Genomic DNA, 24,485 nt, shown 5'->3' with positions numbered 1-24,485 from the left:
AGTGTAGGAACAAAAGTGTGAATTTTCCTGTTTGTCAGGAAACACTTTTTTGACGGGCCCCGGGGAGGCGTAGGAAAAGAGGGCGCAACGCACCAGGCGCCTGCCCTCCAGAGGATTGAGCGGGTTAAAAGGTGCCTTTCAGACTGACCGTGAAATTACGCGGTTCGCCATAAAAATTGCCCCATGAGGCTGTGCCCACGGTTTGGTAATAGTTTTTGTCGAAGAGGTTCTTGGCGTTAAGGGCGACGGTCCAGGTGTCATCTACGCGGTAGGCCAATCGTGCATCCCAAACCGTATAGCCGGCCTGTTCGAGCTTGAGGCCCTGCTGCATGCGATAGTTGCCGCTCTGGGCATTGACCCCCGTACCCACGCTCCATTTGGACAGCGCGCCATCCAGCTGGTAATCGCCCCACATGCGCAACATGTGGCGGGGTACATAGGTGTTGGACGCGCCTCCTTCGATAGCGGTATCAATGTTTTTAAGCGATTTGGTCTGAGTGTAGGTGTAGCCCCCCGAGACTTGCAGACGTTCGAGCAACTGGCCGCTGACTTCGGCTTCGACGCCCTGGGCGCGGACCTTGGCAGTGTCGGTATAGCAGTAGCCATCGGACGAAGTTGGGCAGAAACTCAGGAAGTCAGTCTCGGCACCGTTTTTCTCTGTGGCCCGGAACAACGCTATGGAACTGTTGAGACGCCCGTCGAACCATTCGCCCTTGATACCCAGCTCGTAGTTGTCCCCCATCTTGGGCTTGAGTGCCGCGCCGTCGGCGGTGGCATAAGAGCTCTGCGGCTGGAAGATATCGGCGTAGCTGGCGTACAGGGAAAGGTGTTCGTCGAGGTCGTAGATCAGAGCGGCAAACGGCGTGACTTCACCGGATTCCTTGGTGCGCGCATCTTGCACACTCCACTCGCCCCAACCCAGGGTGTTGGACTGCCGACGGTTTTCGTACCAGCTCACACGGCTGCCCACGATGAACATCAAGGGCTCGGCCAGGCGCAGGCGCAAGGTGGCGTAAGTACCATACTGGGTAGCGGTTTCCTTGACCGTGCCACCGCGGTACATGTTTGGCCAGAAGGTGTCATTGGCTGGTTCGGGGAAGTGGTGGTCGGGCTGATAAATGCTCTGGCGCGTGGGCAGGTTCTGGATCGCGAATACGTCATCCTGGGTGCCTCGGCTGCCGTTGGCCCCAAGGATCAGTTCGTGTTCCAGGCCAAAGGCTTGGAACTTGCCATCGATGTAAGCGTCCAGGCCGAAGTCCTTGTGCTCATAGTCCATCAATGCTGCGTAGGAGTTGGCGGTGGGGGTTGGGGCGCCATAGGCGATGGTACCTTCGCTGGCGGCGTACTTGGTGTCTTGCAGGTTGCGGCTGTGCACAGCGGCGACTTTGATTTGCCAGTCGTCATTGAAGTGATGGGTGAGGTCAGCGAAGAACGTCGTGCGTCGGCTTTGCCAGTCGTTCCAGGATTGGCCCAGGCAGGTGGAACGGCTTAACCTGGCGCTCTTGCCATCGCTATAGCGCGGCAAGCCACCCCAACAGGGGCTGGCGTCGACGTCTTCGTAGCTGGCTCCCACGCCCAGGGTTGTGTCGGGGCTCAGGTCGACGTCCAGTGCGGTATAGAAGGCTTGGTCCTGGCGCTTGGAAATGTCCATGTAGGAGCCGCGATCCTGTTGGCTGAACGCCGCGCGGCCGCGCACGGTGCCGCTGTCATTGAGCGGGCCACCGGTATCGACGTCGGCGCGGTAGTTGTCCCAGGTGCCGGCGGACAGCATCAGGCTTGAGGTCGGGGTGGCCTGTGGCCGCTTGCGCACGAAGTTCACCGCACCGCTGGCCGTGCCGGCCCCCTTGAGCATGCCGGCTGCGCCTTTGAGTACTTCCACGCGATCATAGATCGCCATGTTGGCGCTGAAACTGTCCGCCTGCACATAGTCCTTGCCCATGTCCAGCGGTACGCCGTCGTACTGGTACTGGCCGAGCATCTTGAATCCACGGGAATAGAAATACTTGCCGCCCATGGGCGACTCGTAGGTGGTGATCCCTGGTGTACGTTCCATCACATCGTCAATGGTGGTGACATTCTGATCGTCCATCAATTGGCGGGTCATCACACTCACTGACTGTGGCGTTTCCCGCAGGCTGTGTTGGCCTTTGCCGATGGTGACCGCGCCGGTAGTGTAAGAACCGGTGCCTTCGGTCAGGGCCCCCAGGCGTTGGCCGGTCACCGTGGTCGCACTCAGGTTCAGGGCACCGGTGTCGGCCATTTGTGGCAACAGCAGCCAGATATCCTTGCCTTGGCGCTGGGCTTGCAGGCCCTGGCCGCGCAGTAACTGGCCCAAGGCCTGTTCTCGATCGAAGTTGCCGCTCAGGCCTGTGCTGGTTTTACCGGCAACGCTGGTGGCATCGTAGGACAAGCTGATGCCGGCCTGACGGGCAAATTGATCCAGTGCCGAGGTAAGGGAGCCGGGGGCGATCGCCCATGCGCGAACCTGGGTATCAGCGCTAGCGGAGTCGGCCATCACGGCGAGCGGCAAGACGCCGCCGCCCAGGCAGGCGCCAAGGAGGGCGGCCTGCACCGCGTGTTTGAGAAGAGAACGTTTGGAGGGGAACGCTTGCATGACCGCGGGATGCTCCTGAAGGAAGTGGACAAACCGGCCTGTTGATCGGCCCTTCCTTACAGGTCGAATGGCAATGAGAATTCACCTCATTTATTTTCGGCCGGTCACACCCGAGCGGAGACGGTTACCCAGTAGCGGCTGCGGTAGGTCACATCGATCGCCAGCGATTGAGTGACCAACTTGAGCACTTGGTCGGTGTCCTCCAGTTGGTAAGTGCCCGACACCCGCAGCCCTGCCACGGCTTCGCTGCAACGCACCAACCCACTGCGATAGCGGCCCAGCTCGGCCAGGAAGTCGTCCAGGCGCATGTTGTGGGCGCTGATCACGCCGTCACTCCAGGCCCAGGGGTCCAGGCCGTTGTTGGGGGAAGGGCGAATGCCGCTACGGTTGAACATCACCTGTTCGCCTGGCTTGATCACCTGGCGTGCGGCGCCGTCATGGCGATCGGCAAACACCGCTACCGCACCCTGTTGCACGGCCAGCAGAGTACCTTGGAGTTCTTCGCGCACCAGCAAGCGCGTGCCGACGGCGCGCAGGTAACCGTCGCGGGTATGCACCCACAGCGGGCGGTGGTCGGCGCCGGTATTGATCAATATTTCACCCTGGCGCAGGTTCACCAGCCGTTGTTCGGCGCTGGAGGTAATGTCGACGGCACTGGCGCTGTTGAGCTGGACTTTGCTGCCATCCTCCAATGTTACCCAGCGCCGCTCGCCAGTGGCGGTGCGGTAGTCCGCCATCAAGGCGGGCAGGGGCGTGTAGTCGCGGCCCAGCCAGGCTAAACCTGCGGCGCCGGCAAACAGCCCGAGCAGTTTCAGGCTTTCACGACGGCTGATGTGCTGGCGTGCGCCGTCGAGTGCATGGCGACTGACATGCGCCGGCAAGTGGTTGAAATCGTCATTCAGGGTGGCGACCCGTTGCCAGGCCTGTTGATGCGCCTCGCTGGTGTGCAGCCACTGGTCAAAGGCCGCGGTGCTGGCGTCGTCGGCGGTGTTGTAGCGCAGCTTGATCATCCATTGGATGGCCTGGTCGACCAGGTGCGAGTCAGGAGTCGGCATAGCGCAACCGGTAACAGGCGTGCAGCGCCTTGGACAGGTCGCGTTCCACCGTGGCCTTGGACACGCCCAGGCGCAAGGCGATCTGCGGGCAGGTCAGGCCGTCCAATTGGGCCAACAGGAACGCCTCGCGCACCCTCGGCTTGAGCTGGTCGAGCAAACGGTCAATACGCTCCAGGCTGTCGAGGATCAGCCGCTTTGTTTCTTCGCTCGGCACCTCTACTTGCGGGAAGTGCGCCAGGCTTTCCAGGTAGGCGCGTTCCAGTTCGCGGCGCCGGTATTGGTCGATCATCAAGCTGCGCGCGATGCTGCTCAGATACGCGCGCGGCTGCTGCAAAGTCTGTTGCTGACGCGCGTTGAGCAGGCGCACGAAGGTGTCCTGCGCGAGGTCAGCGGCGCGCTCATGGCAGCCCGTGCGCCGGCTCAACCAGCCTCGCAGCCATGAATGGTGGGCTTGGTATAGCTGGCCGATGGCAGCAGGGTCCAGTGGGTGATCGCTCGACATGGTCATCCTGGCGCAGCAGGCTTAATTGATAATGTTTCGCATTCTAGACGTTGGTCGTGGCATTCAGCAATCACTCGGTTCGCTGCGTGAGCAATGTATCCAGCACAATTTTTTGTAGGGCCTGCAAGCGCCGATTAATCTGTTTTTTTTCCAGCGGACGGTTCAACCATGATCAGCCTTGTCACACTCGGTGTTTTTTCCGGCGCTGTGTTGCTGTTGTTGCTGTCACCGGGGCCGAACATGGCATTTGTCATCAGTCAGGGCGTCACCCATGGCTGGCGCGGCGGCGTTGCTTCGGCCCTGGGCATTGGCGTGGCCGACCTGTTGCTGACAGCGTTGACCGCCATGGGGGTGACGGCGTTGGTCGCCAGCTGGCCGCCAGCGTTCGACCTCATCCGCTGTGCGGGCGTGATCTACCTGCTGTGGCTGGCCTTCAAAACCTTGCAGAAACGCCCCGGCCTGGACACCGCTCACGTCGGCCGCGTGGCGTTGGGCCGAGTGTTTCTGCAGGCCATGCTCAACAGTTTGCTCAACCCCAAGGCGTTGTTGTTTTTCATGGTGTTCCTGCCACAGTTTGTGCGGCCCGAGGCGGGGCCCATCGCCTTGCAATTGATGGTGCTGGGCGGTGTGTTGACGTTGATCGCCAGTGTGTTTCATGTGCTGTTGGGCGTGTTTGGCGGGGCGCTCAGTCGTTTCTTCGCCAAACGCACCAAAAGCGCCTGGCTGCAGAAGTGGGGCTTGGCAGCGGTGCTGACGGCGTTGGCCGTGCGCTTGGCGGTGATGTCACGTCCTGCCTGAACACACGCGGGAAGCCAAGCAAGTTTCTTTGTGGCGGGTGCCCGACAGCCGATGCTCATCTACCTGACACCCCATAATCCAAATGTGGGAGCTGGCTTGCCTGCGATTACGGCCTGACAGCCGACGCTTCTCTACCTGACACTCCACGATCCAATTGTGAGAGCGGGCTTGCTCGCGAAGGCGGCCTGACAGTCGACACAGCTATACCGTGTACATATCCATTCCTGCGGTAACGGCCACCTAGGGTTCCGCTCTGACAGCGGCTCACTTTTGAAAAAAAAGCGCAAAGGCAAGCAAAACGCTCTTGCCCCACCACTCGGCACCTCGCCTGCGTTCGGCCAGCGTGGTTTAACGGGGCGCCCAAGATCAAGAGCGACTCGCTTCGCATCGTGATTACTGTCGGCTACAACTGCACGGCCGTTGAGCACCGAAATAATCAAAAGGAGTTTCGTACAGCGGTCTAGGACTTACCTCACGTTCAAACGTTGAAACCGGCTCATTCCCACGGACCTTCCCAGTCGCTGCAAATTTAGCGACCGGACGTGAGAAATCCAAATTCAACCCAACCGCGCAGCCGCCCGCGCCACGATCTCCCCGCGCACTTTGCGTGACTCCTCCGTGCGCTTGTTGGCTTCCTCCAGCACATGCCGGGGCGCCGTCTCCGGGTGGCCGGAGTCAAACGGTGGGGCCGGCGCGTATTCGATCTGCAGTTGCACCAGTTGCGCCGCCGCTTCGCTGTACAGCTCTGCGGCCAGGGTCAGGGCAAAGTCGATGCCGGCGGTGATCCCGCCGCCGGTAAACAGGTTGCCGTCACGCACCACACGTTCCTGTACGGGGATGGCACCGAGCGGGGCGAGCAGGTGGTGGTAGGCCCAATGGGTGGTGGCCTTGCGACCGCGCAGCAACCCTGCCGCGCCCAGTACCAATGAGCCGGTGCACACCGAGGTCATGTAGCGCACTGTCTGGGCCTGGGCCTTGAGGAAGTCCAGGGTTTGCGGGTCTTCCATCAATGGGCCCACACCGGCGCCGCCGGGTACGCAGAGCACATCCAGGTTCGGGCAGTCGGCATAAGTGATGGTCGGCGTGAACACCAAGCCCGTGCTGGAGGTGATCGGCGCGAGGTCTTTCCACACCAGGTGCAGCTTCACGTCTGGCAGCGAACCGAGGACATCATAGGGGCCGGTAAGGTCTAGTTGCTGGATGCCGGGGAACAATAGAAAACCGATCTGCAAGGTCATGGTTCAAGCTCCGAAAAGGAATGGACGTCCTCACTGTAGAAGCCTACGCTTTGGCGGGTACGCCATAGAGCCCACTAATCGCGCCAATCATGCCCAAGATTATTCATGTACTCGCTTTTGAAAATGCTCAGGTGCTTGATGTCACCGGGCCTCTGCAAGTGTTTGCGTCGGCTAATGACCTGCTGCGCCAACGGGGTTTACCGTTGCCCTACGCAGTGAGCGTGATCGCCGCTCAGGCAGAACCGGTGAGGACGTCTGCCGGCCTGGCGCTGCTGGCTGAACCGCTGCCCGCCATCGATGCGCCTTGCGACACCCTGGTGATCGCCGGTGGCTGGGGCGTGTACGGCGCTGCCGAGGACCCGGCGCTGGTGCAATGGGTGCGCGATAAATCCTTGCACACCCGGCGCATGGCTTCGGTTTGCACCGGGGCTTTTCTGCTGGCCGCTAGTGGCTTGCTCGATGGTTGCCGCGTGGCCACGCACTGGACGCGCTGTGAAGAACTGGCGCGCAAGTTCCCTGCGCTCACGGTGGAGGCCAATCCGATTTTCATCCAGCAAGGTGCGGTGTGGACGTCTGCTGGTGTGACCGCCGGGATCGACCTGTGCCTGGCCCTGGTAGAGGATGACCTGGGGCGTGCGATTGCCCTGGAGGTGGCGCGCCACTTGGTGGTGTTCCTCAAGCGCCCTGGCGGTCAGTCGCAATTCAGCGTGACGTTATCCCTGCAAAGGAGCGACAGCCGTTTTGCCGAGCTGCATGCCTGGATCGCCGAAAACCTGACGTTGGATCTGAGCATCGCCACCCTGGCGGCCCAGGCTGGCATGAGCGAGCGCAGCTTTGTACGCCACTATCGCACCGAGACTGGCCAAACCCCGGCGCGGGCCGTGGAACTGATTCGCGTCGAAAACGCACGCCGGCAACTGGCAGATAGCACAACCTCCATCAAGCGTATCGCCATGCAATGTGGTTTTGGCTGTGAAGAGACTTTGCGCCGCAGCTTTCTAAGGGCTTTGTCGGTGACGCCCCAGGCTTATCGAGAGCGTTTTTCACCGCTCCAGTAGTTCCAGCAAAGCTTGAAGCGTGACCTGGGGCGCTTCCTGGAAAACGTTATGACCCACGCCGGGCAACACCTGGCGGCGATAAAAACCGCTGAAGTGCTCCACGTCATCATCCTCCAGCGACGGCGGGCCCACGCCATCGTCGGCCCCGCACAGCGAAATGCTCGGTACTGATATCGGCGGTTGCGGCACCAGCGCCTGCTCGATGTATTCCAACGCGGGATCACCCGGCGCATACATAAAGCGATGGCGATAGGAGTGAATCACCACCTCGACAAAATCCGGGTTATCAAACGACGGCGCGGTCAGGCCGTAGCGGCTTGGCCCTTCGGCCCAGGACGGTGACCACAGCGTCCAGAGCAATTGGCAGAGTTCACGCCGGTTGGCCGTCAAGCCGTCGACCCCGCGCTGGGTGTGAAAGTAATACTGATACCAGAGCCGGTGCTCTGTCTCAGGTGGCCTGGGCTTGAGCGACTGGCTGATGGCCTGGATGTTGTAGCCATCGCCGGTCACCAGGCCGCGCACCCGCTGCGGCCATAGCGCCGCGACAATACAGGCGGCGCGCCCACCCCAGTCAAAGCCGGCGAGGGTGGCTTGCGGGATGGCCAAGGCATCCATGAAGTCGAGCAGGTCCTTGGCCAGCGCCGCCTGTTGGCCGGAGCGCATCACTTGCGTGTTGATAAATCGCGTCGGGCCATAACCGCGTAAATACGGGACCAATACCCGATAACCACGTTCAGCCAGCACCGGCGCGATGTCATCGTAGCCCCGTGGATCGTAAGGGAAGCCATGCAACAGGATCACCGGTTCGCCATCGATGGGGCCGTGGGTTTCGTACGCCACATCAAGCAGGGTTGTGCGCACATACAGCAGTGGGGCGGGGGACGTCAGGGTTGCCATACGGTTTTCTCCCCGCTGAGTTTGCGGTCCAGGAACGTTGCCGCGCTGATCAATGCCAAGTGGCTCAAGGCCTGGGGCGTGTTGCCCAGGTGCCGGGCCTGGCTGTCGAACTCTTCGGCGTACAACCCCAGCGGGTTGGCGTAACGCAGCAACTGTTCGAATTCCAGATGGGCCTTTTCAACTTGCCCGGCGCGCGCCAGGCATTCGACGTACCAGAACGAACAGGCGGCAAACGCGCCTTCGACGCCTTGCAGCCCATCGATCTGGCTATCGTCATTGCGGTAGCGGTAGACCATGCCGTCGCGCACCAGGCTTTTCTGGATCGCTTCCAGTGTCGTGAGCCAGCGCGGGTCCGTGGCGGCGACAAAGCGCACCAGCGGCATCAACAGCATCGAGCCGTCGAGGGCGGTGCTGCCGATATGCTGCACAAAATGCCTGCGCTCTTCGTTCCAGAAGTTAGTCCAGATGTCGGCGTAGATCGCCTGGCGCGTCTGGTCCCAGCGTGCGAACGGGGCCGGCAGCGAACGTTTGGAGGCCAGGCGAATGGCACGGTCCAGGGCCACCCAGCACATCAGGCGTGAGTGCAGGAAATGGTGCTGCTCACCGCGCATTTCCCAGATGCCCACGTCTTTGTGGTTCCAGATCTCACACACTTGGTCGACCACTTCCACCGTGTGTTTCCAGCCTTGGTGGGAGATGGCTTCGCCGTACTTGTTCACCAGGTAAACCGCGTCCATCAGTTCGCCGTAGATATCCAGCTGGATCTGGTCGAACGCTTCGTTGCCCACCCGCACCGGTTGGGCGCCGCCGTGGCCGCTCAAGTGGTCGAGGGTGGTTTCCGGCAGTTCCTGGCGACCGTCGATGCCGTACAGGATGTTGATCTTGGTCGGCTGGCCGCAGCAGTCGCTGACCCGGCCCCTGAGCCAGCGCATATAGGCGTTGGCTTCCTCGACGAAACCCAGGCGCATGAACGCATAGACGGTGAACGAGGCATCGCGGATCCAGGTATAGCGGTAGTCCCAGTTGCGTTCGCCACCGGGCGTTTCCGGCAGCCCGAACGTGGCCGCGGCGATGATGGCGCCGTGTTTGCGCGAGGTCAGGAGTTTCAGCGCCAGGGCCGAGCGGTTGACCATCTCGCGCCAGCGCCCGCGATAGTTGGACTGGCTGATCCAACCGCGCCAGAACTTCAAGGTGCGCTCCAGGTAGAGGTCGGTACAGTCGTTGGTGACGCGCGCATCCTCCTGGCCACCGAGGACAAATTCGGCGCCTTCATCCTGGGCGAGGGTAAAGGTGGCGATGGCGGTGTTGCCTTGGAGGGTCAGCGGCTGACTGCCAATCAGGCGCAGGCCGGGCTGGCCGCTGGCGGTGAACACCACGCTGGCAGCCTCGGCCTTCGCCTCGGTGGGGGCCCGGGCATAGTCGTGGCGCACGGCGCAGCTCAGGTGGATAGTCGCCTTGCCACTGACCACCCGTACCCGCCTGATCAGCAAGGGCAGTTCATCGACGTTTTCGCTGACCGTCAGCAGGTCGGTGATCTCCACCACCGCTTCATCGCTCAGCCAGCGAGTCTGCAGCACATTGGTGTCGGGCAGGTAGATCTGCTCGCGGCGGGCGTTGGGCAGGTCCGGGGTAAGCTGGAACGTGCCGGCCTCGGGCGTGTCGAGCAGTGCGCAAAACACCGAAGGGCTGTCGAATTCCGGCCAGCAGAAGAAGTCGATGCTGCCGCGGTCGTTCACCAGTGCCGCGCTGCGCATGTCGCCGATGATCCCGTGGGCATCGATGGCGCTTTGAGGTTCGTTCTTGAAATCAACCATTGCCACGGAACTCCGGGTAGAGGCTCATACCGCCATCGATGAACAAGGTGCTGCCAACCACATAATCAGAGGCATCGCTGGCCAGCCACACCACCGCATTGGCCACGTCTTCGACGTCACCGACACGACCATAAGGAATCAATTTGAGCAGCTCTTTTTCTGCAGCGCCTTCAGTGGCTGCGCGGTTGATCGCCGTGCGAATCGCCCCAGGAGCAATGCCATTGATACGGATGCGCTGTTCGCTGACTTCCTGGGCGAGGGTGCGCATCAGCATCTCCACGCCGCCCTTGGACGCGGCGTAATTCACATGCCCGGCCCAGGGGATGACTTGATGCACCGAACTCATATGGATGATTTTGCCGGCGGCCCGTGACACACCTTCGCGAATACCCTGGCGATTGAAGATGCGCACCGCGGCCCGCGCGCACAGGAATTGCCCGGTGAGGTTGACACCAATCACGGTGTTCCAATCCTCAAGGCTCATATCGACCAGATTGGCGTCTTTTTGCAGGCCGGAGTTGGCCACCAGAATATCCAGGTGGCCGAAGGCGTCGAGGGTTTGCGCGAACAGGCGTTCGACATCGGTCTCCTTGGACACATCGCCGCCAATCGCAAGCGCTCGGCCGCCGTTGGCATTGATCTGCGCGGCGAGAGCCTCAGCCGGTGCCGCCTGGGAGTTGTAGTTAAGCACCACCGCCGCGCCTGCTGCGGCCAGGGCTTTGGCCGCGCCCGCGCCAATGCCGGAACTGGCCCCGGTGACCAGGGCCACTTGTTGCTGCAAGGAAATCTGCATCGCCCACCCACCGTTTTATGAGAGTCCTTCTTGCTGACTGGCGGTGGCGAGCGGAAGTTCACCCCCTGGCGCTTACGCCCAACTCGGGCAAAGCGCGACTTTATCGTATGATGCTGAAAACAAAGGGCAATACAGGAAGCGATGGAATGCATGCGTGGGCCGATACCCGATGGATGAAACTATTACTCAGCGGCGTAGTGGCCGCTTTATCACTGGCTCAGACAGCCTTGTGCGTCGCGGAAAACAGCAATGGTAAAACGCTGTATCTACAGCGCTGTGCTGTGTGCCACGGGCCCGATATCAAAGGCACGGGGCCATTGGCAAAAAAAAGTAATCCGCCAACCCCCGACCTGACAACTGCCACCTTCAAGAAACGACTCCATGATTATCCGGGCGTTATCGTCTCCTCGGTCATCCTTCGCCCCAATGGCAACCTGATCCCCAAGACGCTGCAAGACAACGGCGTAAAGATCGCGCCACATGCCTGGAGCGTTAAAGACTTTCGCGATTTGCATCAATACATGAGTGAGGTCATTTCAAACAAATAGTGGGTGGGCGATGAGCAGCAATTGCCCCACTTAATAGGAAGCATTACTATTCACGTCCCGCCTCCCCAGTGCTCTCGCGATGACTCCTCAGCCGCCCCGCAGAACAGGCTTTTTCGAGCACTACGAAGAGTTGATCGGCACCTGGACGCGCCGCCTGAGAAACCGTCAGCAAGCCGAAGACCTGGCGCACGACACCTTCGTGCGGGTGCTTGAGTCCGCTGCCTGCGAGGTAGCGCAGCCACGCGCCTACCTGCATCAAACCGCGCGCAATATTGCGGTGGATGCCTACCGCCGCGAAGACCGCCGCGAGGCGTTGACGCTGCAGGCGGCTGATCACAGCACGCCTCACAGTAGCGACCCGGAGCATTACATGCACGCGATCCAGTTGGCCGACGCCATCGAGCGGGCGCTGGCCGAGTTGCCGCTCAACTGTCGCAGGATTTTCATCTGGCAAAAGATCGAAGGGCTCACCCAGCAGGAAATCGCCACACGCCTGGGGCTGTCTAAAAACATGGTGGAAAAGTATATGATCCGCACCCTGCGGCATCTGCGTGATCGTCTGGATGCGAGCGCGCCATGACCGGCTTTGAAACAGGATCTTCCACGATGGATAACCGTGTCCGTGATGAGGCCGCGCAGTGGTTTGTACGCCTGCAAGACGGCCCATTGAGCGCCCAGGAACGCCAACGTTTCGATGCCTGGCGCAGGTCGCAGCCCGCGCATCAATACGAAATCGATGTGCTGCAAGGGCTATGGAGTGCGACGGATTTGCTGCCCAAGGCCCGCTTGCAGGCGCTGGGCGATGCGCCGACCGAGCGCCTTGGACGGCGTGCGCTGCTGCGTTATGCCGTGGCCGCCAGTGTGGTCGCCATTGCAGTGGGCCTGGGTGCGTACCGCGGTCTGGGGCAGCCAAAGCCCTACAATGCCGAATTCATCACGCGGTTAGGCGAGCATCGTCAGGTGATCTTGCCTGACGGTTCCGTGATGGACCTCAACAGCCGCAGCGTGGTCGCGGTTCATTACGAAAAGGGCCGTCGGGGCGTAGAGCTCAAGCAGGGCGAGGCGATGTTCAGCGTGCAGCATGACGCCGGGCGCCCGTTTGTGGTCGCAGCCGGGGCAGGGCAGGTGACCGTCACCGGCACGCGCTTTGATGTACGTCGGGAGGCGGACCAGACCCGCGTGGCGGTCGAAGCCGGCACGGTCAAGGTGCAGGGCCGGGCATCCGATCACATCGTCACGCTCACCGCCGGGCGTGGCACCCATGTCGATCCCCAAGGCCAAGTGGCGGCGGCCTACGCGGTGAACCCTGAAGAACTGACCGCGTGGCGCAACGGTAAACTGGTGTTCAACAACGCCACCTTGGTCGACGTGGCGCGGGAAGTGTCGCGCTACCGCGAGCAACCGCTGCGGGTCAGTACGGCAGCGGTGGGCAATCTGCGCTTGACCAGTGTCTTCAACTCCAGCGATACCGATGCCTTGCTCAAGGCCTTGCCCCACATCCTGCCGGTCGCCTTGCGCACTCTGCCGGACGGTAGCCAGGAAATTATTTCGCGCTGACATTCAGGTTTTTTTCGAGTTCTTCGTCTTCTCCTGCAACTGCAACTGGTTTGCATTAACGGCCGCGCATGCTTGCGATCACAGGACTAGGTTCGACGTGAAAAAACTTGCCCCCCACAACAATAAAATTTCCCGCTGGGCGCCCTTGGCCCTGGCCGTTGCCATCAGTACCGCACAGGCTGCCGAGGGTATCCACATTCGTGCGCAATCCCTCGGCGCAGCCTTGAGCCAATTGGGCCAGCAGACCTCGCTGCAAGTGTTCTTCAGCCCCGATATGGTTGCTGGCAAGCAAGCTCCTGCGGTCGATGGCAATCTCTCGCCCGAACAAGCCCTGCGGCAATTACTGCAAGGCAGTGGCCTGGATTACCAGATTGACGCCGGCTCCGTGACCTTGCGTCCGGTGAGCCGCGGCACCGGTGAAGCGGGCTCACCGCTGGAACTGGGGGTCACCGATATCAAGGTGGTGGGCGACTGGCTTGCCGACGCCGATGCCGAAGTGGTGCAGAACCATCCCGGCGCACGCACCGTCATTCGACGCGAAGCCATGGTAGAGCAGGGCGCGATGAACATCGGTGACGTCCTGCGCCGCGTGCCTGGCGTGCAAGTGCAGGAATCCAACGGCACCGGTGGCAGTGATATTTCCCTCAACGTCGGCGTACGCGGCCTGACCTCGCGCCTGTCACCGCGCTCCACCGTGCTGATTGACGGCGTACCGGCTGCGTTCGCTCCTTACGGCCAGCCACAGCTGTCGATGGCGCCGATTTCTGCCGGTAACCTGGAAAGTATCGACGTTGTCCGCGGTGCGGGTTCGGTGCGTTATGGGCCACAGAACGTCGGCGGCGTGATCAACTTCGTGACCCGTGCGATCCCGCAAGACTTCTCCGGTGAAGTCGGCACCACCCTGCAAACGTCTGCCCACGGTGGCTGGAAGCATGTAGAGAATGCCTTTATCGGTGGCACGGCCGACAACGGTATCGGCGCCGCGCTGCTGTACTCCGGGGTCAACGGTAACGGTTACCGCAACAGCAACAACGGCAACGACATCGATGATGTGATCTTCAAAACCCACTGGGCGCCGACCGATCAAGACGATTTCTCGCTGAACTTCCACTATTACGATGCCAGCGCCGATATGCCCGGCGGCCTGACCCAGAAGCAGTTCGATGCCAACCCGTACCAATCGGTGCGTGACTGGGACAACTTCAGCGGGCGCCGCAAGGACGTGTCGTTCAAGTACATCCGCCAGATCGACGACCGCACCCAGGCCGAAGTGCTGACTTACTATTCCGACAGTTTCCGTGGCAGCAACATTGCCAACCGCGATCTCAAGACCCTCAGCTCCTACCCGCGCACCTACTACACCTTCGGCATCGAGCCGCGTGTGTCCCATGTGTTTGACCTGGGGCCCAGTACCCAGGAAGTCAGTGTGGGGTATCGCTACCTCAAAGAAGGCATGCACGAGGAGGCCACCAGCCTGAACCTGGTCAACAACGTACCGACGCCGGGCGGGCAGAGCGACGGTCACGTGTATCAGGACCGCACGGGGGGCACTGAAGCCAACGCCTTCTATATCGATAACAAAATCGATATTGGCAAATGGACCATCACCCCGGGCATTCGCTTTGAAGATATCCGTACCGAATGGCATGACCGCCCGGTCGTTGCCCTGAACGGCAAGCGTACCGAGGAAAAACGCCGCGAGGTCCACAACAACGAACCGCTGCCGGCGCTGAGCGTGATGTACCACGTGTCTGACGCCTGGAAACTGTTCGCCAACTACGAAACCTCCTTCGGCAGCCTGCAGTATTTCCAACTCGGCCAGGGCGGTACCGGCGACCAGACGGCCAACGGCCTGAACCCGGAAAAGGCCAAGACCTACGAGGTCGGTACGCGCTACAACGACAGCGTCTGGGGCGGCGAAGTGACGCTGTTCTACATCGACTTCTCGGATGAACTGCAATACGTCAGCAATGACGTGGGCTGGACCAACCTCGGCGCCACCAAGCACAGCGGCATCGAAGCATCCGCCCATTACGACCTGTCCAACCTCGACCCGCGCCTCGACGGCCTGACCGCCAACGCGGGCTTCACCTACACCAAGGCCACCTCCGAAGGTGATGTGCCGTTCAAGGGCCGTGACCTGCCACTGTATTCCCGCCAAGTGGCGACCCTGGGCCTGCGTTACGACGTCAACCACTGGACCCACAACCTGGACGTCTATGCCCAGTCCGGCCAGCGTGCGCCCGGCACCGGCACCACCTATATCACCCAAGGCTCTGCTGATGGCCAATACGGTGATATCCCCGGGTATGTCTCGGTCAACCTGCGCAGCGGCTACGACTTTGGCGCGCAACTGTCGAACCTGAAACTGGGCGTGGGCGTGAAGAATGTCTTCGACCAGCAGCATTACACACGCTCTAGCGACAACAATGCAGGGTTGTACCTGGGTGAGCCTCGCACGTTCTTCCTACAGGCAAGCGTAGGGTTTTGAGCTTTAGCCGATGAAGAAAAATCGCGATCTCAAAGGTCGCGATTTTTTTTTGGCCCGGGCCAGGGGCACCGCCCATTCATCGCGAGAAGATCGCCGCTGTCCAAGCTGTTTCCTACACCTTGATCACATATTGTTGCTGGATCAGGAACTGATTCCGACGCAAAACCACACATGGGAAAGCTGGTGGGCTTCGACATTGCGTTGGAGCGACAAGCTGAAAATCGCCCACTGTCATGGAGAAACTTATGTCGGTATCGATGTTGGATACACCCGTCTCTGCTTCAGCAACGTCTGACCTTCCACCGGCCAAGGTCGACATTAAAGTCGCTAACGAGGCTGCGGCTGCGCGCTCTTTCAATGGCCAGAATGCTGCCCATGTTAATTTCCAATCCAGGGAGAACAAGGACGGGCCGGTATTTGGTAGTCCTCAGGCGCCGACCACCGCGGCTGACGCGCATGGGCGTCACCACAGCCCGCAGGGGGCGCAGAGTTTGCTGAGCCAATTCAAGCAGTGGGTCGGTCATTGCTTCAGCGGACATCGGCCGCCCACGCATCCTGGTTGTGAACATCGGCCGCCAAGGCCGAACCCAGGTTGCAGCAACCCGCCCCCCAGACCGAATCCTATTGAGAGCAATCCTCCACCACGACCGGACCCCACCGCAGGTCGACCGTATCCGCCCGCCCCCGGCAGGCCGGATCCGCAGTACGCGTTGAAGAACCGCGAAGAGTTGGCCCAACAACTGCTCGACAACTTCAATGCCTTCAGAGACCCGAAGAAGCCTGGCTACGTCAGCGTTGACAGCATTCTTGCGATGGCGAAAAGAGGGTGGTCGCCTAACCCCGCCATGAACGAGAACATCCGCCTGGCCAATGAGCTGCTACGACGTCCGGAACTGATGGCAGCGATGGATAGGCACAGTTCCACCGGCGCCCTGGATGGTCTTATCGACCGGCAAAAACTGAATATGGTGATCAAAGGAGAGAACTACTTCAAGTACAAGACTGACAAGGAACTGGCCGGTGAGCTGCTTGATCATTTCGACGAGTTGAAGAAAAGGAGCGGGGGCTCAAGCCTGAAAATCAGCGAACTGAAAGAGTGGGCGCGCAAGCCGCTCACTGGCGATGCAGCCAAGGACCATCTGATTCAGTTATCCCAGGAAATACTCACGCGCAGTGACGTGCTCGAAAAAATGGATAACCACCTCAGTAAAGACGGCGATGGGAAGATCAGCCGTAGAGGGCTGTACTCGTTGTCCCGCTGACCACTCTTGCGGCGCCACCTTTTTGAGGTGGCGCCAGTTTTATATGTTTCAAGGAACGAATTATTCCCGGTTGCCACATAGGTGGTATCTGCGGTAGTGATTTGGCATGCCGTTTTTTCAGCTTTCGAATGAGGGAAACATATGACTTCAACCTCGTTTAATTCCCCCAAACCTGGCCCTCTCGAGCTTTTGCGCAACACCCAGCAAGCGAGTCTGGCAATGCCAGAGGAGTGCGCAGCGTCGCAAAGTCTTCCCTTTGAGTCGACCGAATATGAGGCCGAGGCGCGGCGCATGAAGGCTTATGCCGGCGAGCGCAAATTCCAGGCGCCCGTTTCGGATGATTTTTCCCGGGGCCTGCTGGCGGAGTTGCAGACGCCGGGGGCCGGTGGCGATTCATTGAAAGACACCGGCTTGATCAACAGCCTGGCAGGCTGGTGGCGTAGGCGAAAGCTGGATGAGGGTGGTTGACCACGGTTTTACATATTGTCATTGGTATTAGCCTTTTACTCGGAACTGTCGAGCCCATCCAACCACACATGAGGTACCTGCCTGAGGAGAGTCTATTCGTTGATTTTGCCCATCACGGCACAGACCACCCAGCGGATATGCATCTGAAAAGAGTTGGAGAAAACCCATGACAATTAAGGGTGCAGTACCTTCCGGCCGGCCGCTTCCTCCCGACAGGCTGGCCGCACAATCAACCACTCCACCACCGGTCTGCCAATCTGAAACCTGGTATGAAGCCCCATCCGCGCCCTCGGCTGGAGGCTCGCACAAACCCTTTCTCTTGCGTGGGACCTTATCCGCTCTGCGCTATCGAGACTTGCAGAACTCCCCCGTTGAGCGGGCCAGGGGTTCCCTGCCAAGTGCAACTACAAAGGATAGCCAGTTGGCAAAGGCCTTGGAAAAATCCTTCGGCGCGGTGCACCCGTTTCTGAATGACGGGCGCTTGACTTGGACGTCCTTGAAGCGGATCGCTGCTCAACCGACGGGTGAAAACGAGGTGTTGGACAACGCGATCCAGGTCGTCAGAGAAATTCTCAAACGCCCTCGGCTAAGCGACGCTATCTTCAGCCGTGATGGCGATATCACACGTGACAGCCTCAGTGCGGCTGCCCAGACCTTGCAGGGCAACAGCTCTCCAAGTGTTTTCAGCCAGGATCCGTTTCATGCCCAAAGCAATGCACAGGTGGTGCAAGCGCTGCAAAGCCAGTTTGCGCACCTGCGAGACGAGACCATGGATCGAACCTATCTCTTTGAAACGCATCAGTACGTTGAAATAGCCAAGCTTCGGTCGGTTATGCAAGACCCGTATGAGGTAGATCAACACGGCGCGCCTGTGCTGGATACGTCTACAGGCATGCCCAGGTCCCAATACAGCGAGCTCAGTGTCTACACAGCGAAGAATATTCTTGACCGTCCGGGTTTGCTGTCGTCATTACAGCGAGCCAATGGCACACGACTGTTTGGCCCGCCTCATAAGGACGGTTGGCTCAGCAACAAAAGCCTCGAACGTTGGCGGGAGCAGGACGATGCTCGCAAAGCGCGTTGAAGCTTGGACTCATACCTTGAGGATTTTTCCACTGATGGCTACTGCCGCCAGCAATACCGCGATCAGGATGAACGCAGTACTCAAGCTGCTGCCATGGGCGATAAAGCCAATCATGGCGGGGCCGGCGAGAATCCCGGCGTAGCCCAATGTGGTGATGGCAGGCACTGCGATATGCTCTGGCATCACCGTTTGCTTACCCACGGCGGTATACAGTACCGGTACGATATTCGAACACCCTGCACCCACCAGCGCGTAGCCGAGCAGCGCCGTTTCCCACGTTGGCAATAGGGTCGCGAGGAGCAAGCCGGCACAGGCCAGCGCGCCACCGATCACGATTACGCGAGTGGGCCCCAGGCGTCGAACAATGGCATCGCCGGTCAGGCGTCCAGCAGTCATGGTCAAGGCAAATGCCGCGTACCCCAGGCCGGCGTAAGCCTCATCGAGGCCGCGCTCGGCGCTGAGGAACACAGCACTCCAATCCAGCACGGCACCTTCAGCCAGGAATACGATGAAACACAGGCAACCGATAAACAACACCACGCCATGGGGCACTGCAAATGCCGGTCCCGAGCTTTTGCTGCCATAAGGCAACAAATGCGGTGCTGCTTTTAACAGCGCCGCCACCGTGATAACGACGACCACCAGGGTCGCCTGCAATGGCGACAGGCCCAGCCCCAGCAACCCCGCAACCCCCGCTGCGCCGACAATGCCCCCCAGGCTGAACAACCCGTGAAAGCCCGACATCATGGTTTTGCCACTGGCGCGCTCAACGATCACCGCTTGCAGGTTGACGGTGGAGTCCACGGTGCCCAGGCCCGCGCCAAACAGGAATAACCCCGCGATCAACAGCGGGATCGAACTAACAGTGGCCAGCATCGGCAGGGCCAGGCAGATCATCAGCGTCCCTGCGGTGAGCACGCGTCGGCAGCCAAAGCGAGATGCCAGCACGCCCGCAGCGGGCATCGCGATGATCGACCCCACCCCCAGGCACAACAACAGCAGGCCAAGGGTGCCTTCATTCAGATTTGCACGCGCCTTGGCGTACGGCACCAAAGGTGCCCAGGCGGCGATACCGAAACCTGCGATAAAAAAAGCGATGCGGGTCGACATCTGCTCCAGCCGCCCGGGAACCACGGGGGCAGGGGTGGGAATGGCAGTCATGAAAAATCCTTGGTTTGGCGTTCAACGAACGATGTCCGGCGCGACATCCTTGCACATCAGGCCCTCTCGAGCGAGCTGGGTTCCTTTTGTTATCAGGATTAAAAGCGCAGATTGCGAGCATTTTTTTTACAAAGAATGGAACGCTTTGGCGTGGGGTAACCACGTAGGAATGGTCGAACCTGTAGGAGGTGGTCCGGAAGGTGTGTACTCCCTGCAGGAGTGGCTGAACCCCAGGTTCTTGCAGTGGCTTACTGCCTTTGCGCCCACCTCCCACAGATCGACCGTTCTGTAATACGCTGCTGTCCCGATGGTCGATAAGTGAGCGGACGAACCGATGAAAAATCTCTGGCTGGCGTGGTCATGACTCGGTTCTACGATGCACGCGGAAATATCTATGGGGTGGTCAGCCCGGCCCATTTGCGCGGTCTGGGTATCGATGTGCCCGACAACGCCCGCTTGGCTGCAAGCACGCGCAAGATGTGGGCCGCGTCGGCCATTGCGTCCGAATGTGGCTGGGGTGCATTACCACCACCGACCGGTGCAAAGGCGTATCGCTGTGATGGTTTGTTAGTCGGGCCATTTCAAGCACGGCCACCGTTTGATCTGCTGATCATCAATACCGACAGTTCTCTTGCCGAACGCAGTGGTAATGGCCTGACCATTTTTGCCCAGGCGTTAACCGACCAGGGGTTAATGGTGCACGGTAGCGAGTTGCGGGTGTATCACGACAAGCCGGATGCGGTATCGCCCGTGATCACCTATGTCGAGCCGGCGAAGCATGAACAGGTGCCAGGCTTCTGGCTGGCATTGGGCAGGCCCGAGTTTGGCCCCTTGGCGGTGGGGGCGGTCGGTGTGAGCCCTGTGGTCGCGGCACATCATGAATTCAGCCGCGTGGCGGCATTGGCGTCGATCAATGCGCAATGGGGAAACAGCCAATTTGTCCGGATAGGCAACCCTCATTGTGTGACGCTGGTTGAGCATGTGTCGGCGTTGCCGGTTAATGACACGATGCACCAGTTGGCACTTTTCAATCGGTTGAAGGCCATCGCTTTTGCACCGCCGGCAGGGTGCGGGCAACTCTGTGTTGGCGGGGTCAACCTGCAATGGGTTGCTCGAGACGCTGGCAATCGAGTCATCGCGCGCGTATTTGAGCGAGGAGAGGGGCCTACGGCGTCTTCGGGGACCAGCGCCAGCGCAGTAGCATGCGCGGCATGGCGCGCGGGTTGGATTGAGGGTGACGACGTAACGGTGGTGATGCCGGGTGGCACGGCGCCAGTGCGATTGCAGACCGAGTCTGGAAATGTGCTGAGTGTGAGTCTTTTCGGGACGGCGCGACTAATTATGTAGATCTCGGAACAGCAGGTGCCTTGAATTAGTGTCAGTCGTTTCCTTAAAGCTTAGTTGTAAATAGACAAGCAACAGTCCGCGTTTTCTGTTTGTTATGGAAAGTATTAATATTTTGTAAAAAGACACTTCCATCCTCGTTGTACGAAACTTCTTTTTTATTCGGTGCGGGCCGAAAATCGCCTGAAATCGCTAAGCTTGAGCATGTTCAGGTGCTTTTTTTCCAATCCAGTTGGCGTTGGCGAAAGAGAGTCGTTCAATCGAAAAGTTGATGGCGGGTAACAAAGGATGGTTAACAAGTTTCTTTCGTCATGTTTCAAATTGATCCTTTCAGAAATAAATACAGATCTTCAGGTAGTAGCGTTCAAAGGCAGCGAAGCCCTCGATCAACCTTACTTCATACAGGTGCAGTTAGTCAGCGAAGATCCTTCTCTTGACCTGGAGGCATTGCTTCATAAACCCGCCTATCTGGACTTCGGGGAAGCAGGGCAGGGCCTGCATGGGTACGTCTACGCCATCGGTCGGGACGATCCCGGTGCGCGACTCACCCGTTATCACATCACGCTGGCTCCACGCCTGGCATCCCTTGCCCATCGTTGCGACCAGCGGATTTTCCAGCAGCGCAGCGTACCGCAGATCATTGCGACGGTCCTCGAACACCACGGCATCTTCTCTGACGCCTATGCCTTTGAACTCGGGCCGGTGGTGTATCCGCCACGCGCGTTTTGCGTGCAGTACAGGGAGTCCGACCTGCATTTTATCCAGCGGCTGTGTGAAGAGGAGGGCATCCACTATCACTTTCGTCACAGCGTGGACAATCATCTGCTGGTGTTCGGTGATGATCAGACAGTATTTCGACGGTTGTCGGTGCAGCGGTATTGTTCGTCGCCTGATCCGGCGCTCCAGAGCCATGTTGTACAGCGCTTCGACCTGCGATTGGAGACGCGCAGCCGGCGCACTGTACGTCGTGACTATGACTTCGAGCACCCTTCATTTCGTCTGCAAAAAGAGGCCGGTGCCGTGCAGGCGCAAACTTTGGAAGACTATGCCTACCCTGCCGGTTTTAAGGGGCATGCGCGCGGCGCGCAGCTGGCGCGACGCGGCCTGGAGCGTCACGAGCGTGATCGCCACAGGGTGTTGGGCAAGAGCGATCAGCCGGCATTGCGCAGTGGTCACTTCCTTGAGCTATGTGATCACCCCGACCCACTCTGCAACGATTTATGGCTGCTGACTTCGGTGCGTCATGAGGGTTACCAGCCGCAGGTGTTGGAGGAGTCGATGGTTGAAGCCAGTGGATTCCAGGGCTATCGCAACCGATTCACCGCGACACCCTGGCGTGCAGTGCATCGACCGGCCCTCAAGCATCCCAGGCCAACGATCAGTGGCAGCCAGACCGCGACGGTAACCGGGCCTGCGGGCGAAGACGTGCATTGCGATGCCTATGGTCGGGTGAGGGTGCGCTTTCATTGGGATCGTGTGGACAACCGCGAGGGGGCGAGCAGTTGCTGGCTGCGCGTGGCGTCCGGTTGGGCGGGGGACGGGTTTGGTGCCATGGTGATTCCACGGGTAGGCATGGAAGTGCTGGTCAGCTTTCTGGAGGGCGACCCGGATCACCCTCTCGTCATGGGTTGCCTGCCCAATGCATCAAACCTGCCAGCCTATCCCTTGCCGCAGCACAAGACACGCAGCGTGCTGCGTAGCCGCAGCTCACCGGATGGCGGAGGGGCTAACGAGCTGCACGTTGAAGATCGACGCGGCGAAGAACTCATCTACCTGCACGCCCAGCGTGACTTGGAACAACGGGTGGGTCATGACAGTCGCCTGGAGGTAGAGGGCGATAGCCTGACTCGCGTTGGCCAGAGCCTGGTGTTCGAAGCTGGGCAGCGGGTTCACCTCAAGGCCGGTGCCAGCCTGGTCATTGAGGCCGGTGCGCAACTGAGCTTGATGGCTGGCGGGGAACACTTGGTGATGCAAGCGGGCAGTATCTCAAGCAGCAGGCCCCTTACCCAGGCCGGTTCGTCGGTCGCAAACAGTTCGGCGAGCCCGGCTTTGTTCGCTGGCGCGCAGTTGTCGGCAGTGCAAAGCGTCGTCATGGACTTGGCCAGGCAACTTGACGCGGACTTTTGCCCCCTGTGCGAGCGCTGTCGCGAAGGCCTGTGCGATATCACGCAGAGGGCGGCTTGATGGACAGCTTGCCCCGTCGTTGGATGGCCCAACAGCTGCAGAACGGGCACCGATTGTGCCTGATAGTGGAAGGTGGCCACGAGGCTCGCCAGCCTCTATTGGCAGGTTGCGCCCCGTCGCACTATTGCAATCTCTATAGCGATACCGCCGCGGCGGAGCTGGCGAGTTCTGGCCCGATCATCCTCTTGCTTGAGCAGATCAATGAACCCGCCCTGGCTGATCTGTTGCAACACCCCGAGTCAAACTGGGGGTGGCTCGCGAGCTTGTCGGCTACCGACTTGACGGATGTGGCGCGCCATTGGCGCGAAAGGCTCCTGACAGGGCCGGAGGGCCAGCAGGCGCTTTACCGCATTCACGACAACCGCACCTTGGCCCGCGCCCTGGCCTATCTGGCCAAAGAGCATTGGCCGGTCTACCTCGGGCCGCTGATCAGTGTGTGCTATTGGCACGAAGGCCATTGGTGCCATCACGAAAACCCTGCACCGGGCGATTACCCAGCGCCTCGGCTCCCGCCTTGGCTCGATACACCCAATCCCCAGGCCGAAGCCATCCTGAACGCCAATATCCTGCGTTACCTGTTGGCGGAACACAGTGAAGACCTGGCGGCATTGGTCGAATTCCAAGACCCAAGGATTTGGCTGGCCCAGGTACTGGCGCAGGCGCGCGCTTGGCAATGGCGGGAGCCGGAGAAGCTCGAATTTCTGGTGGTGCGTCGTTTGGCAGAGGCGACCCGAAGCAGTGTTATCCATTGGCAGCCGAGGGCCGGCGAGGCGCCAGGGGAGCATTTTGAACGAGTGGTGGAGCAGTGGCGCAGGGAGGTAGGGAAAGGTGAATAGGTGGATAGGGTGGGTGTTGCTGGTTGTTGCGGCTGCGTGGCTTTCGGGGTGTACGGGGAGGACGGTGGAGCGTTTTACATTGGAGGTGGATTTGCCAGCGCAATTTGAACTTAAAACGGCTGCCAACTACCGGCCCGCAACGGGTGAGACTTGCACCTTGCCTCGGCGGCGAGGCAAAAGACCTGAGCGGAAAGTCTTTTTTACAGACTACAAGCCTGTGGCGAGCAGTGTGAGTTATGAGTTGCCACTGACTGAAACGGTAGAAGGATGTCCGTTGGTCCTGCGCAGTGTGGAATTTGACTTCTATGCGAAGTGGGGGACACGGAGTACGGATGTGGGCGGGAATTTCGGGAGTATTTCCATTCGAGACCGTTTGGAGGCCGACCTGCCTGGTATGCCCGACTCGGGTGTGCAGGAAATACTTGGGCAATGTAAGTGGCACTTTCGGACGGTAGGGCCTTTGCATGCGATTAGAAAACTCCTGATCTGCAATTCATTGGATTCGATGGGAAACTTGCAAGAGTCGCGGGTAGGGGGCGTTGTACAAAGAGATCAACTGTCGGGAAGAAAGCTTAAGGTTGTGTTGAATTTGACTGATGAGGAACGACCTGCCTTTGGCGATAATTGGATAAATGTTCCAGGTGGATGGAAGCGATGTAGGGGTAAAAACTTTGCCGATCGGGACGCTTATTGCAACGGCAATACCACCGACTTTAAACCGATAAAAATGCCGGATGGCCGCATTTGTAATATTTATCCATCGTGTGAGTAATAAGGAGTA

21 protein-coding genes are annotated in these 24,485 nt (G+C 59.8%); 13 read left to right on the top strand and 8 right to left on the bottom strand.

Annotation, left to right across the window (positions count from 1 at the left end; all coding sequences use genetic code 11):
• Nucleotides 1-124: 124 nt before the first annotated feature.
• The 3 genes from FXO12_RS08020 to FXO12_RS08010 all read right to left on the bottom strand — a co-directional run bounded on the left by FXO12_RS08020 (nucleotide 125) and on the right by FXO12_RS08010 (nucleotide 4,171).
• A complete protein-coding gene (locus FXO12_RS08020) occupies nucleotides 125-2,614 on the bottom strand; it encodes a TonB-dependent receptor (RefSeq protein ID WP_054898219.1) in 2,490 nt (829 codons plus the stop codon).
• A 104-nt stretch (nucleotides 2,615-2,718) separates the two neighbouring features.
• Entirely contained in the window at nucleotides 2,719-3,669 is a 951-nt protein-coding gene (locus FXO12_RS08015) for a FecR domain-containing protein (protein ID WP_054898220.1), read from the bottom strand.
• Entirely contained in the window at nucleotides 3,656-4,171 is a 516-nt protein-coding gene (locus FXO12_RS08010) for a sigma-70 family RNA polymerase sigma factor (RefSeq protein ID WP_034125829.1), read from the bottom strand. Before FXO12_RS08010 ends, FXO12_RS08015 begins: the two co-directional genes overlap by 14 nt.
• A gap of 168 nt (nucleotides 4,172-4,339) precedes the next feature.
• Between FXO12_RS08010 and FXO12_RS08005 the strand changes: the two genes are divergently transcribed.
• Nucleotides 4,340-4,969 (top strand): LysE family translocator, encoded by a 630-nt coding sequence (locus FXO12_RS08005; RefSeq protein WP_034125828.1) that lies wholly within the window; start codon nucleotides 4,340-4,342, stop codon nucleotides 4,967-4,969.
• A 557-nt stretch (nucleotides 4,970-5,526) separates the two neighbouring features.
• On the opposite strand, the gene inhA is transcribed toward FXO12_RS08005, so the two are convergent.
• The gene (inhA, locus tag FXO12_RS08000; protein WP_057976601.1) at nucleotides 5,527-6,207 is read right to left on the bottom strand and encodes an isonitrile hydratase; all 681 of its coding nucleotides are present in this window, start codon (nucleotides 6,205-6,207) and stop codon (nucleotides 5,527-5,529) included.
• 89 nt (nucleotides 6,208-6,296) lie between these two features.
• On the opposite strand from inhA, the gene FXO12_RS07995 reads away from it, so the two are divergent.
• Nucleotides 6,297-7,265, top strand: a complete 969-nt coding sequence (locus tag FXO12_RS07995) for a GlxA family transcriptional regulator (protein ID WP_057976603.1) — start codon at nucleotides 6,297-6,299, stop codon at nucleotides 7,263-7,265.
• Here the strand turns inward: FXO12_RS07995 and FXO12_RS07990 are convergent.
• Genes FXO12_RS07990 through FXO12_RS07980 form a run of 3 tightly spaced genes read right to left on the bottom strand, consistent with a single transcriptional unit; the run spans nucleotide 7,251 to nucleotide 10,769 of the window.
• Nucleotides 7,251-8,162 (bottom strand): alpha/beta fold hydrolase, encoded by a 912-nt coding sequence (locus FXO12_RS07990; protein WP_057976605.1) that lies wholly within the window; start codon nucleotides 8,160-8,162, stop codon nucleotides 7,251-7,253. The two genes, FXO12_RS07995 and FXO12_RS07990, sit on opposite strands and share 15 nt — an antisense overlap.
• Nucleotides 8,150-9,976 carry a glycoside hydrolase family 15 protein gene (locus tag FXO12_RS07985; protein WP_057976607.1) on the bottom strand — a complete coding sequence of 609 codons (1,827 nt, stop codon included), beginning with the start codon at nucleotides 9,974-9,976 and terminating at the stop codon, nucleotides 8,150-8,152. Before FXO12_RS07985 ends, FXO12_RS07990 begins: the two co-directional genes overlap by 13 nt.
• Nucleotides 9,969-10,769 (bottom strand): glucose 1-dehydrogenase, encoded by an 801-nt coding sequence (locus FXO12_RS07980; protein ID WP_057976609.1) that lies wholly within the window; start codon nucleotides 10,767-10,769, stop codon nucleotides 9,969-9,971. The genes FXO12_RS07985 and FXO12_RS07980 overlap by 8 nt, the downstream gene beginning before the upstream one ends.
• Before the next feature lie 146 nt (nucleotides 10,770-10,915).
• On the opposite strand from FXO12_RS07980, the gene FXO12_RS07975 reads away from it, so the two are divergent.
• The 7 genes from FXO12_RS07975 (at nucleotide 10,916) to FXO12_RS28745 (ending at nucleotide 18,179) form a co-directional block, all read left to right on the top strand.
• Complete coding sequence (locus tag FXO12_RS07975; protein ID WP_080757661.1) at nucleotides 10,916-11,317, top strand: cytochrome c; 402 nt, start codon at nucleotides 10,916-10,918, stop codon at nucleotides 11,315-11,317.
• 79 nt (nucleotides 11,318-11,396) lie between these two features.
• Entirely contained in the window at nucleotides 11,397-11,897 is a 501-nt protein-coding gene (locus tag FXO12_RS07970) for a sigma-70 family RNA polymerase sigma factor (RefSeq protein WP_054898227.1), read from the top strand.
• A gap of 26 nt (nucleotides 11,898-11,923) precedes the next feature.
• Nucleotides 11,924-12,874, top strand: coding sequence for a FecR domain-containing protein (locus tag FXO12_RS07965; protein WP_057976611.1), 951 nt, complete (start codon nucleotides 11,924-11,926; stop codon nucleotides 12,872-12,874).
• Between the two features lie 97 nt (nucleotides 12,875-12,971).
• Nucleotides 12,972-15,365 carry a TonB-dependent receptor gene (locus FXO12_RS07960; RefSeq protein WP_034125820.1) on the top strand — a complete coding sequence of 798 codons (2,394 nt, stop codon included), beginning with the start codon at nucleotides 12,972-12,974 and terminating at the stop codon, nucleotides 15,363-15,365.
• Between the two features lie 245 nt (nucleotides 15,366-15,610).
• Nucleotides 15,611-16,627, top strand: coding sequence for a type III secretion effector protein (locus FXO12_RS28750; RefSeq protein ID WP_173647474.1), 1,017 nt, complete (start codon nucleotides 15,611-15,613; stop codon nucleotides 16,625-16,627).
• A gap of 291 nt (nucleotides 16,628-16,918) precedes the next feature.
• Nucleotides 16,919-17,095, top strand: a complete 177-nt coding sequence (locus FXO12_RS07950; RefSeq protein ID WP_080757665.1) for a type III secretion effector protein — start codon at nucleotides 16,919-16,921, stop codon at nucleotides 17,093-17,095.
• 421 nt (nucleotides 17,096-17,516) lie between these two features.
• Nucleotides 17,517-18,179, top strand: a complete 663-nt coding sequence (locus FXO12_RS28745; protein WP_230633825.1) for a type III secretion effector protein — start codon at nucleotides 17,517-17,519, stop codon at nucleotides 18,177-18,179.
• Between the two features lie 9 nt (nucleotides 18,180-18,188).
• On the opposite strand, the gene FXO12_RS07940 is transcribed toward FXO12_RS28745, so the two are convergent.
• The gene (locus FXO12_RS07940) at nucleotides 18,189-19,340 is read right to left on the bottom strand and encodes an MFS transporter (protein ID WP_034125817.1); all 1,152 of its coding nucleotides are present in this window, start codon (nucleotides 19,338-19,340) and stop codon (nucleotides 18,189-18,191) included.
• A 360-nt stretch (nucleotides 19,341-19,700) separates the two neighbouring features.
• Here FXO12_RS07940 and FXO12_RS07935 point away from each other — a divergent pair, with 360 nt between their 5' ends.
• From FXO12_RS07935 to FXO12_RS07920, 4 genes are all read left to right on the top strand, one after another.
• On the top strand, nucleotides 19,701-20,687 hold the full coding sequence (locus tag FXO12_RS07935) for a diaminopimelate epimerase (protein ID WP_057976614.1): 987 nt from the start codon (nucleotides 19,701-19,703) through the stop codon (nucleotides 20,685-20,687).
• Nucleotides 20,688-20,972: 285 nt separating this feature from the next.
• Nucleotides 20,973-22,868: a type VI secretion system tip protein TssI/VgrG gene (tssI, locus tag FXO12_RS07930; protein ID WP_054898233.1), complete on the top strand. Its 1,896-nt coding sequence runs from the start codon at nucleotides 20,973-20,975 to the stop codon at nucleotides 22,866-22,868.
• Nucleotides 22,868-23,704 (top strand): DUF4123 domain-containing protein, encoded by an 837-nt coding sequence (locus tag FXO12_RS07925; protein ID WP_054898234.1) that lies wholly within the window; start codon nucleotides 22,868-22,870, stop codon nucleotides 23,702-23,704. The genes tssI and FXO12_RS07925 overlap by 1 nt, the downstream gene beginning before the upstream one ends.
• Nucleotides 23,697-24,476: a hypothetical protein gene (locus tag FXO12_RS07920; RefSeq protein ID WP_372241982.1), complete on the top strand. Its 780-nt coding sequence runs from the start codon at nucleotides 23,697-23,699 to the stop codon at nucleotides 24,474-24,476. Before FXO12_RS07925 ends, FXO12_RS07920 begins: the two co-directional genes overlap by 8 nt.
• The last annotated feature ends 9 nt before the right edge of the window (nucleotides 24,477-24,485 follow it).

This window comes from Pseudomonas sp. J380 (genome assembly GCF_009827115.1).
GTDB lineage: Bacteria > Pseudomonadota > Gammaproteobacteria > Pseudomonadales > Pseudomonadaceae > Aquipseudomonas > Aquipseudomonas paracarnis.
The sequence above is the reverse complement of the archived record's forward strand: the minus strand, read 5'-3'. Positions and strand labels throughout refer to the sequence as shown.

What these genes read in the sequence shown, in the direction of transcription:
- FXO12_RS07970 (WP_054898227.1), top strand. Translation starts at nt 11,397, where the DNA reads ATGACTCCTCAGCCGCCCCGCAGAACAGGCTTTTTCGAGCACTACGAA.
- tssI (WP_054898233.1), top strand. Translation starts at nt 20,973, where the DNA reads ATGGTTAACAAGTTTCTTTCGTCATGTTTCAAATTGATCCTTTCAGAA.
- FXO12_RS08020 (WP_054898219.1), bottom strand. Translation starts at nt 2,614, where the DNA reads ATGCAAGCGTTCCCCTCCAAACGTTCTCTTCTCAAACACGCGGTGCAG.
- FXO12_RS08015 (WP_054898220.1), bottom strand. Translation starts at nt 3,669, where the DNA reads ATGCCGACTCCTGACTCGCACCTGGTCGACCAGGCCATCCAATGGATG.
- FXO12_RS07990 (WP_057976605.1), bottom strand. Translation starts at nt 8,162, where the DNA reads ATGGCAACCCTGACGTCCCCCGCCCCACTGCTGTATGTGCGCACAACC.
- FXO12_RS08005 (WP_034125828.1), top strand. Translation starts at nt 4,340, where the DNA reads ATGATCAGCCTTGTCACACTCGGTGTTTTTTCCGGCGCTGTGTTGCTG.
- FXO12_RS07965 (WP_057976611.1), top strand. Translation starts at nt 11,924, where the DNA reads ATGGATAACCGTGTCCGTGATGAGGCCGCGCAGTGGTTTGTACGCCTG.
- FXO12_RS07935 (WP_057976614.1), top strand. Translation starts at nt 19,701, where the DNA reads ATGACTCGGTTCTACGATGCACGCGGAAATATCTATGGGGTGGTCAGC.
- FXO12_RS07980 (WP_057976609.1), bottom strand. Translation starts at nt 10,769, where the DNA reads ATGCAGATTTCCTTGCAGCAACAAGTGGCCCTGGTCACCGGGGCCAGT.
- FXO12_RS28750 (WP_173647474.1), top strand. Translation starts at nt 15,611, where the DNA reads ATGTCGGTATCGATGTTGGATACACCCGTCTCTGCTTCAGCAACGTCT.
- FXO12_RS07985 (WP_057976607.1), bottom strand. Translation starts at nt 9,976, where the DNA reads ATGGTTGATTTCAAGAACGAACCTCAAAGCGCCATCGATGCCCACGGG.
- FXO12_RS08010 (WP_034125829.1), bottom strand. Translation starts at nt 4,171, where the DNA reads ATGTCGAGCGATCACCCACTGGACCCTGCTGCCATCGGCCAGCTATAC.
- FXO12_RS07995 (WP_057976603.1), top strand. Translation starts at nt 6,297, where the DNA reads ATGCCCAAGATTATTCATGTACTCGCTTTTGAAAATGCTCAGGTGCTT.
- inhA (WP_057976601.1), bottom strand. Translation starts at nt 6,207, where the DNA reads ATGACCTTGCAGATCGGTTTTCTATTGTTCCCCGGCATCCAGCAACTA.
- FXO12_RS07925 (WP_054898234.1), top strand. Translation starts at nt 22,868, where the DNA reads ATGGACAGCTTGCCCCGTCGTTGGATGGCCCAACAGCTGCAGAACGGG.
- FXO12_RS07975 (WP_080757661.1), top strand. Translation starts at nt 10,916, where the DNA reads ATGCATGCGTGGGCCGATACCCGATGGATGAAACTATTACTCAGCGGC.
- FXO12_RS07940 (WP_034125817.1), bottom strand. Translation starts at nt 19,340, where the DNA reads ATGACTGCCATTCCCACCCCTGCCCCCGTGGTTCCCGGGCGGCTGGAG.
- FXO12_RS07950 (WP_080757665.1), top strand. Translation starts at nt 16,919, where the DNA reads ATGAAGGCTTATGCCGGCGAGCGCAAATTCCAGGCGCCCGTTTCGGAT.